The sequence below is a fragment of the Halomonas sp. 141 genome (assembly GCF_002810305.1).
GTDB classification, from domain to species: domain Bacteria; phylum Pseudomonadota; class Gammaproteobacteria; order Pseudomonadales; family Halomonadaceae; genus Vreelandella; species Vreelandella stevensii.
Map to the genome: position 1 here is coordinate 1 of NZ_PINZ01000064.1, position 11832 is coordinate 11832.

The following is an 11832-nucleotide window of genomic DNA, read 5'->3' on the forward strand; positions in this document are numbered from 1 at the left end:
CTTCTTCACCGCTGGTAACGCTTGGCGTCCCCGGCAGCGGATGCGTACTTTACGGATTCGCTGCCGGGTTGGCAAGGGCTTTTTTAAAATAATTTCAGCTCAGTGCTTGGGCTTGGCCTTGACCTTGGCCTTGCGCATGACGGCCAGCATCGGCCCTGAGCAGACGTAGGCACCAAACAGCAACAGCAACATGACCGAGGGCTGTACCGAGATCATTACGAATCCAAGCACCACCGCCAGCAGCACCACGAAGGGCACGGGCTTCTTGAAGTCCAGGTCCTTGAAACTGTAGTAGCGGATATTGCTCACCATGAGAATACCCGCCGCGCCCACTACCAGCAGCATCAGCAGCTTGAAGCCAACGGCATCGGCGTCGAAGCTGTGGAATGTCCACACGCTGGCGGCGACCAGCGCCGCAGCCGAAGGGCTGGGCAAGCCGATAAACCACTTTTTGTCGACGCTGCCGATCTGTACGTTGAAGCGGGCCAGGCGCAGGGCAGCACACGCCACATAGAGAAAGGCCACCACCCAGCCGGTCTTGCCGATATCTTGCAGTATCCAGGTAAAGGCGACCAGGGCAGGCGCCATGCCGAACGAGATCATGTCCGACAGGCTGTCGTACTCGGCCCCGAAAGCGCTTTGCGTATTGGTCATGCGCGCCACGCGACCATCCAGGCCATCCAGCACCATGGCGATGAAAATGGCCACCGCTGCCGACGTGAACTCGCCATTGATCCAGGCAACAACGGCAAAGAAACCAGAAAACAGTGCCGACGTGGTAAACAGGTTGGGCAGCAGGTAGATGCCCTTGCGGCGAATTTTCTTGCCGTTTTCGACGGCCTCCTCCACGACTTCGGTTTCACGAAGAAAGGCAGCGGCAAGATCCTCGTTCCGCACGATTTCCTCTTCCTTCGACGAAGGAGTAGCCGCGCTGTCCGTATCTGCAGCGGACGAAGGGAGCGATTCCTGCTCTGGGTCGCGAGCATCCTGAGTCATAAGTGTCATCCATTTAGAGTGAAGTCACATTCACAAGTAACCCTTCTCATTCTACACGGTGAACCCTTGCCGACCAGTCCTGACAGCCGGAATGCAAAACGCCCCGCAGCACGCATAGGCGCTTCGGGGCGTTTTCATAACGGTGATCGATCAGTTTTTGGACTTGTCGACCAGCTGGTTGGCAGCAATCCACGGCATCATGCCGCGCAGCTTGGCACCCACCTGCTCGATTTCGTGCTCGGCATTCAGACGACGGCGTGCAGTCATGGAAGGATAGTTGGTGTTGCCTTCCTGGATGAACATCTTGGCGTACTCACCGGTCTGGATGCGCTTGAGTGCATTGCGCATCGCGGCACGGGACTCGTCGTTGATGACCTCAGGGCCGGTCACGTACTCGCCATACTCCGCATTGTTGGAGATGGAGTAGTTCATGTTGGCAATGCCGCCTTCGTACATCAGGTCGACGATCAGCTTGAGTTCGTGCAGACACTCGAAGTAGGCCATTTCCGGTGCGTAACCTGCTTCGGTCAGGGTTTCGAAACCGGCCTTCACCAGCTCGACCGCACCACCGCAAAGGACCGCCTGCTCGCCGAACAGGTCCGTTTCGGTTTCATCCTTGAAGGTCGTCTCGATGATACCGCTGCGGCCACCGCCAACGCCTGCAGCGTAAGAGAGCGCCAGCTCTTTGGCGTTGCCAGAGGCATCCTGGTGGATCGCGATCAGGTCGGGAATACCGCCACCCTTGACGAACTCGGAGCGTACGGTGTGGCCCGGCGCTTTCGGCGCGATCATGATCACGTCGAGGTCTTTACGCGGCTCGATCTGGTTGTAGTGGATGTTGAAACCGTGGGCAAACGCCAGGGTCGCGCCTTCTTTCAGATTCGGCTCGACTTCCTGCTCGTAGATGGCTTTCTGGTTTTCGTCCGGCGCCAGAATCATGACGACGTCAGCGGTCTTGCACGCTTCTGGTACGCTGGCGACTTTCAAGCCTGCTGCTTCTGCTTTCGCCGCAGACGAGGAGCCTTTGCGCAGCGCTACGGTGACATCGACACCCGACTCTTTCAGGTTGTTGGCGTGGGCATGACCCTGAGAACCGTAGCCGACGATGGTGACTTTCTTGGCCTGAATGAGGGAAAGGTCGCAATCTTTATCGTAGTAAACGTGCATGGCGAGACTCCAGAAATCGGTTGAATCAGATCGTTATCGTGTATGTGTCAGCGTTGATGGCCACCCGTGCCGTCTAGTGCAGCACTGGGATTCGGCGTTGAGGTCACTCTACGTCAGCAGCACCATTGCGTAAAACGCTATATTTGCAACATACTATTTCATAAAATGAAATCACACTCAGGGCATCGACCCCATGGATTTTCGTCTTCTCAAGCACATGGTCACTCTGGCGGATACGCTGCATTTCGGGCGCGCCAGCGAGCTGTGCCATATCAGCCCTTCCACCTTGAGCCGCTCGATTCAGCAGGTGGAGAGCGAACTGGGCACCCGGCTGTTCGAACGTGACAACCGGCATGTCACGCTGACCCCACAAGGGATCGCTTTCCTGCGCTACGCCAAGGAGACGCTGGAGCAGTGGGAAACCCAAAAGCGCACGCTGGCCACCAGCGCGACACAGCTCAGCGGGGAAATCAGCATCTACTGCTCGGTCACCGCCAGCTACAGCTTTTTGTATGAGCTGTTGAGCGATGTGCGGGTACGCCACCCCGGTATCGAGCTCAAGCTGCATACGGGTGACCCGGCAGACGCCATGAACCGCGTACTGGAAGGGGCCGATGACATGGCCATTACGCCCAGGCCTCGCATTCCTCCCAGCGCCCTGGCGTTCAAGTCGCTCACCCGTTCGCCGCTGTTGTTCATCGCCCCGACGGAAACCCATGCCTGGCTGCCTAGCCATCCGGAAAGCTCGACCGCCGAACAGTGGCGGCATGTGCCCATGATTCTGTCGGAGGCTGGCCTGTCGCGGGAGTACGCCAACACCTGGTTCAAGGCCATGGGCATTGCGCCACGCATCTATGCCCAGGTGGCGGGGCATGAGGCCATCGTCAGCATGGTGGGGCTAGGGTTTGGGGTCGGTGTGGTGCCGCGTATCGTGCTGGACAACAGCCCGCTGGCAGAGCGTGTACAGGTACTTAACGTCAAGCCCGAGCTGCCCCACTACGATGTCGGCCTGTGCGTGCTGAACCGGCGGCTGCAGAATCCCATGATCGATGCTTTCTGGACCACGGTGGCACCTCGCTAGCGGCATCCGCCTGGCACCACCCAAAAACAAAAAACCGCCCGGCGAAGGGCGGTTTTGGGGTGGGTACTAACGCGCGATCAGAGCGACAGCACCTTGTCACCGCGGGCAATGCCGGAGACGCCCGTGCGCGCCACTTCCAGAATGCCCACCGGCGCCTTGGCCTGCAGGAAAGCATCCAGTTTGGAGGCATCGCCGGTGATCTGAACGGTGTAGAGGCTCGGTGTCACGTCCACGACCTGGGCGCGGAAGATATCCACGGTACGCTTCACTTCATCACGGGCAGCGCCCAGCGCCTTGACCTTCACCAGCATTAACTCCCGCTCGATGTGGTTACCTTCGGTCAGGTCGACCAGCTTCACCACGTCGATCAGCTTGTTGAGGTGCTTGGTGATCTGCTCGATCACCCGGTCGTCACCGATGGTGGTGACCGTCAAGCGTGACAGCGACGGGTCTTCCGTCGGTGCTACGTTCAGCGTTTCGATGTTGAAGTTACGCTGAGAGAACAACCCGACTACACGTGACAGCGCACCCGGTTCGTTTTCCATCAGAATCGAGATGATATGACGCATCAGGTACGCTCCGTTTTGGACAGCAGCATGTCACGCATCGCGCCTAACGGCACTTGCATCGGGTAAACGTGCTCAAAGGGGTCGACCTTCACGTCCAGGAATACCAGCTCATGCTTGTTGGCAAAGGCACGCTCCAGCGCTGGCTCCAGCTCGTCCAGGGTAGTGACCGTGATGGCGGTAAACCCGTAAGCTTCGATCAGCATATGGAAGTCGGGCAACGACTCCATGTAGGAGTGCGCATGGCGGGATTTGTAGTTCAAGTCCTGCCACTGGCGCACCATCCCCAGCGACGCGTTGTTCAGGTTGACGATCTTGACCCCCACCCCGTACTGCTTACAGGTGGAAAGCTCCTGCATCATCATCTGGAAGCTGCCTTCCCCCGTGACACATACCACGTCGTCTTCGGGGAAGTTCTGCTTGATGCCCATGGCGGCCGGAAAGCCGAAGCCCATGGTGCCCAGGCCTCCGGAGGTAATCAGGCGGTTGGGCTTGTCGAACTTGTAGTACTGCGCAGCAAACATCTGGTGCTGGCCCACGTCGGTGGTGACGTACGCTTCGCCCCGAGTGACGCGGCACAGTGCCTCGATGACTTCCTGGGGCTTCAGCGCCTCGCCGGGCTTGGAGGGCTCATAGAGCTTGCCTTCCCGCTCGGCGCGCCAGCCGTCGATCTTCTGCCACCAGTCGACCAACGCTTCGGGGTGGGCAATCTCGTGCCCCTGCACCAGGCTGATCATCTCGTTGATGACACTGGCGGCTGGACCGACGATGGGCACGTCGGCACGCACGGTCTTGGAGACCGAACTGGGATCGACGTCCACATGGATGATCTTGGCCGTGGGGCAGAATTTCGACGTGTTGTTGGTCACGCGGTCGTCGAAACGTGCGCCGATGGCAATGATCAGGTCCGCGTGGTGCATGGCCATGTTGGACTCATACGAGCCGTGCATGCCCAGCCAGCCCAGGCACTGGCGGTCGCTTTGCGGGTAAGCGCCAATGCCCATCAGCGTGGTGGTGATCGGATAACCAAGCTGCTTCACCAGATCGGTCAAGCCTTCGCTGGCCTTGCCGGTGACCACACCACCGCCGGTGTAGAACACCGGGCGCTTGGCCTTCAGCATCATCTCGACGGCTTTCTTGATTTGCCCGGTATGCCCCCGGGTCACCGGATTGTAGGAGCGCAGTTTGACCTTCTTCGGGTACACGTACTCGTAGCGCTCGGTGGGCGCGGTCATGTCCTTGGGAATATCGACGACCACGGGGCCGGGGCGACCGGTAGAGGCCAGGTAGAAGGCCTTTTTCAGCACTTCCGGGATTTCAGAAGGGTGACGAATCGAGAAGCTGTGCTTCACGATGGGCCGGGTCACGCCGACGATATCGGTTTCCTGGAAGGCGTCGTCACCAATCAGGTGGCTCATGACCTGACCACACAGCACGACCATGGGAATGGAGTCCATGTAGGCAGTCGCGATACCCGTGACTGCGTTGGTCGCACCAGGGCCGGACGTCACCAGCACCACGCCGGGCTTGCCGGAGGCACGGGCATAGCCGTCAGCCGCGTGGGTGGCCGCTTGCTCGTGACGCACGAGGATGTGCTTCACTTTGTCCTGGCGGAACAGCGCATCGTAAATATGCAGCGCCGCACCACCGGGATAACCATAAATGTACTCTACGCCCTCATCTTGCAAGAAGCGGGCGATCATGTCTGCGCCGGAAAGCAGTTCCACTGTGTTTCTCCCCTGGAGGTCTCGAGTGCGATCCGCAGGACATCCTGCGGGGTCGAGTGCGGCGGTATGCCGCTGCCGGCCCATGCCGGCACCTGATGCCAAACCCTGGCAATATGGCCCGGTTAGGGCCTGCACTCTCATCGGGAGCACGCGTTGCTGGTCACCATGGCCTGTCTGGACGTGGCGAGCTTGACGCGTGCCTCCCTTACACGGCGGTTTGCCGTGTCGGGGCGTTGGCCAGGTCAGGCGGTTAGCCCGAGCCCGGAAGTCCTTCGGCGGGTAGAGGCGTGAGCCTACCCTTCGCGCGGTGATGAGGGATTGCCCGCTGGTTCCGCGCCCGCAAATCAGGAACCCACAAGATTCCATTAGCGCCCTTGGCGTGTCAACCACCTATCCGAGCAAACGCAACAAAGGTCGCAGTCGCTGCAAAAAAATGCCCCGCCAGCGTCACTGACGGGGCATTCGCCCTATTTGATTGCGCAGCAAGCCCTTCCGGGATCAGCCAAAGATCAGCTTGCCTTCACCCGCGCTGATGCGAATGGTATCGCCCGGGGCGTACTTGCCAGCCAGCAGATCCTGCGCCAGCGGGTTTTCGATGCGGCTCTGGATGGCACGTTTCAGCGGCCGCGCGCCAAATACGGGGTCAAAGCCAACCACCGCCAACTGCGCCATGGCGTCGTCACTGATTTCCAGGCTCAGATCGTGCTCTGCCAGGCGAGCCTTCAGGCGCTCCAGTTGAATCCCGGCAATCGCTTGAATCTGCTCCTGGCCAAGGGCATGGAACACCACCACTTCATCGATGCGGTTGATCAACTCAGGGCGGAAGTGATTGCCCACTACTTCCATGACTGCCTGCTTCATCAACTCGTAGTCGCTGCCGCCGTCACTGCTGGTGTCGCCTCCCATGCGCTGGATGATGTCCGAGCCCAGGTTGGAGGTCATGACGATGACCGTATTGCGGAAGTCAACGGTACGCCCCTGACCATCGGTCAAGCGCCCATCTTCCAGCACCTGGAGCAGGATGTTGAACACATCCGGGTGGGCTTTTTCCACCTCATCCAGCAGCAGCACCGAGTACGGCTTGCGGCGCACCGCTTCGGTCAGATAACCGCCCTCTTCATAGCCGACGTAGCCAGGCGGTGCGCCAATGAGACGGGCCACGGAGTGCTTCTCCATGAACTCGGACATATCGATGCGCACCATGGCCTCTTCGGTATCGAACAGGAAATTGGCCAGCGACTTGCACAGCTCGGTCTTGCCCACCCCGGTGGGGCCCAGAAACAGGAACGAGCCGTTGGGGCGGTTGGGGTCGGAGAGACCCGCCCGGGAACGCCGCACCGCGTTGGCCACTGCTTCCACGGCTTCGTGCTGACCGATGACCCGTTCGTGCAGGGCATCTTCCATGCGCAGCAGCTTGTCACGCTCGCCTTCGAGCATTTTGGACACCGGGATGCCGGTCCAGCGGGACACGACTTCGGCAATCTCCTCTTCCGTCACGTTGGAGCGCAGCAGCTGATGGCTGGTGGTATCGGCTTCACCCTCACCCGCTTCGCTGATCTTTTTCTCCAGCGCGGGAATCTTGCCGTACTGCAGCTCCGACATGCGCCCAAGATCCCCCTGGCGGCGCGCCTGTTCGAGGTCGATACGCGCTTGCTCCAGCTCGGCCTTGAACTGCGCTGCACCCTGGATGCTGGCCTTTTCCGCCTTCCAGATTTCATCCAGGTCGGCGTACTCGCGCTCCAGCTCATGGATGTGCTGATTGAGGGCTTCCAGACGCTTTTTCGTGGCGTCGTCGGTCTCTTTCTTGAGCGCCTCCCGCTCCATCTTGAGCTGGATCAGACGGCGGTCGAGACGGTCCATCTCCTCCGGTTTGGAGTCCAGCTCCATACGGATGCGCGATGCAGCCTCGTCGATCAGGTCGATGGCCTTGTCCGGCAGCTGGCGGTCGGTGATATAACGGGTCGAGAGTTTGGCCGCCGCGATGATGGCCGAGTCGGTGATATCGACACCGTGGTGAACTTCGTAACGCTCCTTCAAGCCGCGCAGAATGGCCACGGTATCCGCTTCCGAGGGCTCGTCCACCAGCACTTTCTGGAAGCGCCGCTCCAGGGCCGCGTCTTTTTCGATGTACTGACGGTACTCATCCAGCGTGGTGGCCCCGACACAGTGCAGCTCGCCTCGGGCCAACGCCGGCTTGAGCATGTTGCCAGCGTCCATGGCGCCTTCCGCCTTGCCTGCGCCCACCATGGTATGCAGCTCGTCGATGAACAGGATCACCCGACCTTCTTCCTGGGAGAGCTCCTTGAGCACGGCTTTCAGCCGTTCTTCGAATTCCCCGCGGAATTTCGCGCCCGCCAGCAACGCCCCCATATCCAGCGAGAGCACACGCTTTTCCTTCAGGCCTTCGGGCACTTCCCCATTGACGATACGCTGGGCCAGGCCTTCGACGATGGCGGTCTTGCCCACGCCCGGCTCACCGATCAGTACAGGGTTGTTCTTGGTGCGGCGTTGCAACACCTGGATAGTGCGACGAATTTCGTCGTCACGACCGATCACCGGGTCGAGCTTGCCTTCCAGCGCTCGCTGGGTCAGATCGAGGGTATATTTGTTCAGCGCTTCACGCTGATCTTCGGCATTGGGGTCGTCAACGCGGGAGCCCCCACGCAGGCTGTCGATGGCCGCCTCGAGACTTTTGCGCGTCAGCCCGGCCTCTTTGAGCAGTTTGGTGATGGCACCGTTCATTTCCAGCGCTGCCAGCAGCACCAGCTCGGAGGCAATGAACTGATCGCCGCGCTTTTGCGCTTCGCGGTCGGTCAGGTTCATCAGTTTGACGAATTCCCGGGAAGGCTGGACCTCGCCGTCGAACTGGCTGACTTTGGGCAAGTCTTCCAGTTGGCGCTGCAAGCCGTCGCGCAGCCGGGAACTGCTGCCTTCGGCTTTTTCGATCAGCGCCTTGATGCCGGTATCGCGCGTGTCGAGCAGCGCCAGCAGCAAATGGGCAGGGTCGAGTTGATTGTGGCCACGCCCCACGGCGAGGGATTGAGCCTCGGCAATGGCGGCCTGCAACTTGGCAGTAAATTTATCGAATCGCATGGAGTACCTCCTTGGGGGGGTGCCGTGCGTTTCGACCCACGGCGCATCCCGATAACCTGTCGTTGAACGTGCTAAAGACGATTAGCTTGACAAGTAAAATGGCGGCAGTTATGGCCATTTCAAGAGGCGTGCGATATTAACCAGCCGTTGACCGACGGCTCACTTGATCCAGATCACGCTTGCCATGCGGCCGGTGTTGCCGTTATCCCGCCGATAAGAGTAAAAGCGCGACTCGCAGGCCGTACAGAAGTGACCACCGCTGATCTGATGGATGCCCAACGCCTCCAGGCGAAAGCGTGCCAGGCGGTACAGGTCGGCCATGTAATGGCCCAGGCGATAAGGGCTATGATCGAAGGCTTCTGCGGTGTCGGGCTGGATGGCCACGAAGGTGCTGTACACTTCCGGGCCCACCTCGAACTGGGCATTGGAGATCGCCGGGCCAAGCCACACCAGAATGTCTTCGGGGTCGCAGTTCATCGCTGCCACCGTGGCTTCCAGCACGCCACCGGCCAGCCCGCGCCACCCGGCGTGGGCCGCCGCCACCTGGGTGCCCTGCCGATTACAGAACAGCACCGGCAGGCAGTCGGCGGTCAGTACCACACAGGCATAGTCGCTGCTGCTGGCCACCGAGGCATCGGCTTCCGGCGCGCCCTCCTGATACTCCTGCTGCACCCGTGCCCCGTGGGTTTGATTGAGCCACAGCAGCGGACGGCTATCGCCGATTTCCTTGTGCAGCAGCCGACGACAAAGCGCCACGTGGTCGGCGTTGTCGCCCACGTGGGCCGCCGGGTTGAACGCCGCGAAGTCGTTCTGGCTGGGGCCTGTCTCGCGGGTGGTCACAAAAGCCTGCACGCTGGCAGGCGCCGCCCAATCAGGGCGCAGCAGCGTGGGGCGCAGGTCTATGGCATCGCTCATCGCATGGTCTCGCTATCTTCACGCAGATAATCCAGCAGCATCAGCAAATCGTCAGGCAGCTCCGCCTTGAAGGTCAGCGTTTCTCCACTGGTGGGGTGGACGAAGCTCAACTGGCGCGCATGCAGCGCCTGACGGGGAAATTCACGCAGAATCTCCTTCAATGGCCCGGCTGCCCCCGGCGGTAGCTTGGCGCGACCGCTATACAGCGGGTCACCCACCAGCGGAAAACGCGCATGAGACATATGCACGCGTATCTGGTGAGTACGCCCGGTTTCCAACTGGCAGCGCACGTGGGTGTGCGCGCGGAACCGCTCGACGACACGAAAATGCGTCACCGCAGGCTTGCCCGAGGCGGTCACGGCCTGGCGCTTGCGATCCTTCGGATGCCGACCAATGGGGGCGTCGATCGTGCTGCCCGACACCGGCTTGCCGAGCACGACCGCATCGTACTGGCGTGACACGGTCCGCGCCTGAAGCTGCTCCACCAGCGCCGTTTGCGCGGGCAGGGTCTTGGCCACCATCATCAGGCCAGTGGTGTCCTTGTCCAGCCGATGGACGATGCCCGCTCGGGGCACTTCTGCCAGCGAAGGGTGATGGAACAGCAGCGCATTGAGCAGCGTGCCATCGGGATTGCCTGCGGCAGGATGTACCACCATTCCCGCAGGCTTGTTGACCACCATGACGTCGTCGTCTTCATAAACGATGTCCAGGGCGATGTCCTGGGGCGCAAAGCGAGTGTCTTCTTCGATGGTGGCGTGGAGCGCCAACACTTCGTGACCGTGCAGCTTGGCCTTGGGCTTGGCCTTGGCCCCATCGACCGTAAGCTCTCCCGCATTGATCCACGCTTTCAAGCGCTCGCGGGAATAATCGCTGAACAACTCCGCGGCGGCCTGGTCCAAGCGTGCGCCCGCCAGGGTGGCGGGGACGCGCTGCGTGGCTTCCACAATTCGAGACATGAATGACCTCTTTATGACACAAACACGCCTACTTCTGGATGATACGACACCGCTAACCCCTTACAGCAAAGTATCGCCAAGCCTGCGTTTTGCGCTCAGGTGTTTTATAGTGGGCTGACTGCGACCTATTCTACCATTTCTACTTATGGCCATCGTCGCTTTTCGGTGATTGAGGCTTGTTTGCAACGAGGATGATGATGCGCGTTTTTTCCGCTGCCAACCGCTTTGGCGCCCTGGCCCTGAGTCTTGCCCTGTTAGCAGGCTGTGCCAGCAATGACACCACTCCGGAAGACGAAGACGAGCTTGCCGGTGTTCAAGAGCGCGAGCTGTATGAGCTGGCCCGTACGGCCCTCGACAGCAATCGCTACCCTATCGCCATCGAGCGCCTGGAAGCCCTGGACACCCGCTACCCGTTTGGCCCTCATGCCGAACAGGCCCAGCTCGAACTGATCTACGCCTACTACGAGAACAGTAACTGGGAAGAGGCCCGCGCGGCGGCCAGCCGATTCATTCGCCTGCACCCTGACCACCCGCAAGTGGATTACGCCTATTACCTGCGCGGGCTGTCCGCCTGGCAAGCAGGGCGCTTCAGCCTGGAACGCCTGCGCCTGATCGATATTTCCAAGCGCGACCTGGGCGCCTCACGGGATGCCTACAACGACTTCCGCGAGCTGATTCAACGCTATCCGCAAAGCCAATACGCCCCGGATGCCCAGCAACGTATCGTCTACCTGCGTGAGCTGCTGGCTCGCCATGAGCTGCATGTCGCCGACTACTACCTGCGTCGTGGCGCCTTCCTCGCGGCCATCGAGCGCGGTCGCTGGGTCGTTGAAAACTATCCGGAATCCAACGCCACGCGGGATGCTCTGGCCACCATGGTAGAAGGTTACCAGGGCATGGGCATGCAAGATCGCGCCAGCGAAGTCCTGGCCGTGCTGCGTGAAAATGCGCCCGATCACGAGCAACTTCAAGGCAGCCGCTTCGTGCCTAAATACAACGGCGGCCGTAACTAACGCTGAAGCGGGGTACTAGCCCCCTTCTTAAAAGCTATACAACCGATACACCTTATCCAACCACGCTTTGGCGTGGTTTTTTTGTTGTAACTATTCAGCACCGGTTGGCTGAGTCGGGGCTTCTTGCTGCATGAAGGCTGGCACCTCCCCCGCAAACAGTTGCTCCAGTGCGGTATGCGCCGCTACCCCTTGCTTGACGGCGGTCGAGAGAAAGCTACGCATGCGGCAGAAGATCTCAGCACCCTCCCAGGAGCGGAAACAGCCCGAGATTTTCTGCTGGACCTTGGTCATTCGCAGATCGCGTTCCCCCTGGTTGTT

The 11832-nt window shown here is 60.4% G+C and carries 9 protein-coding genes and 1 pseudogene; 2 read left to right on the forward strand and 8 right to left on the reverse strand.

The features are described from left to right. Window positions 1–99: 99 nt before the first annotated feature. Both pssA and ilvC read right to left on the reverse strand, forming a co-directional pair. Complete coding sequence (gene pssA / locus CWI66_RS16510; RefSeq protein WP_100732278.1) at window positions 100–996, reverse strand: CDP-diacylglycerol--serine O-phosphatidyltransferase; 897 nt, start codon at window positions 994–996, stop codon at window positions 100–102. Window positions 997–1146: 150 nt separating this feature from the next. Then, window positions 1147–2163: a ketol-acid reductoisomerase gene (ilvC, locus tag CWI66_RS16515; protein WP_016916053.1), complete on the reverse strand. Its 1017-nt coding sequence runs from the start codon at window positions 2161–2163 to the stop codon at window positions 1147–1149. A 193-nt stretch (window positions 2164–2356) separates the two neighbouring features. Between ilvC and ilvY the strand changes: the two genes are divergently transcribed. Continuing rightward, window positions 2357–3244 carry an HTH-type transcriptional activator IlvY gene (ilvY, locus tag CWI66_RS16520; RefSeq protein WP_016916052.1) on the forward strand — a complete coding sequence of 296 codons (888 nt, stop codon included), beginning with the start codon at window positions 2357–2359 and terminating at the stop codon, window positions 3242–3244. 77 nt (window positions 3245–3321) lie between these two features. On the opposite strand, the gene ilvN is transcribed toward ilvY, so the two are convergent. The 5 genes from ilvN to rluD all read right to left on the reverse strand — a co-directional run bounded on the left by ilvN (window position 3322) and on the right by rluD (window position 10501). Further along, window positions 3322–3813 carry an acetolactate synthase small subunit gene (gene ilvN, locus CWI66_RS16525; RefSeq protein ID WP_100732279.1) on the reverse strand — a complete coding sequence of 164 codons (492 nt, stop codon included), beginning with the start codon at window positions 3811–3813 and terminating at the stop codon, window positions 3322–3324. After that, window positions 3813–5537 (reverse strand): acetolactate synthase 3 large subunit, encoded by a 1725-nt coding sequence (locus CWI66_RS16530; protein ID WP_081193998.1) that lies wholly within the window; start codon window positions 5535–5537, stop codon window positions 3813–3815. The genes ilvN and CWI66_RS16530 overlap by 1 nt, the downstream gene beginning before the upstream one ends. A gap of 498 nt (window positions 5538–6035) precedes the next feature. Continuing rightward, complete coding sequence (gene clpB / locus CWI66_RS16535; protein ID WP_100732280.1) at window positions 6036–8630, reverse strand: ATP-dependent chaperone ClpB; 2595 nt, start codon at window positions 8628–8630, stop codon at window positions 6036–6038. Window positions 8631–8789: 159 nt separating this feature from the next. After that, window positions 8790–9545 carry a peptidoglycan editing factor PgeF gene (gene pgeF / locus CWI66_RS16540; RefSeq protein WP_100732281.1) on the reverse strand — a complete coding sequence of 252 codons (756 nt, stop codon included), beginning with the start codon at window positions 9543–9545 and terminating at the stop codon, window positions 8790–8792. After that, window positions 9542–10501 (reverse strand): 23S rRNA pseudouridine(1911/1915/1917) synthase RluD, encoded by a 960-nt coding sequence (rluD, locus tag CWI66_RS16545; protein ID WP_081138870.1) that lies wholly within the window; start codon window positions 10499–10501, stop codon window positions 9542–9544. The genes pgeF and rluD overlap by 4 nt, the downstream gene beginning before the upstream one ends. 197 nt (window positions 10502–10698) lie before the next feature. On the opposite strand from rluD, the gene CWI66_RS16550 reads away from it, so the two are divergent. Then, on the forward strand, window positions 10699–11514 hold the full coding sequence (locus tag CWI66_RS16550; RefSeq protein WP_016916046.1) for an outer membrane protein assembly factor BamD: 816 nt from the start codon (window positions 10699–10701) through the stop codon (window positions 11512–11514). 90 nt (window positions 11515–11604) lie between these two features. Here the strand turns inward: CWI66_RS16550 and CWI66_RS16555 are convergent. After that, window positions 11605–11832 (reverse strand): annotated as a pseudogene (locus CWI66_RS16555) (IS66 family transposase); the annotation flags it as partial.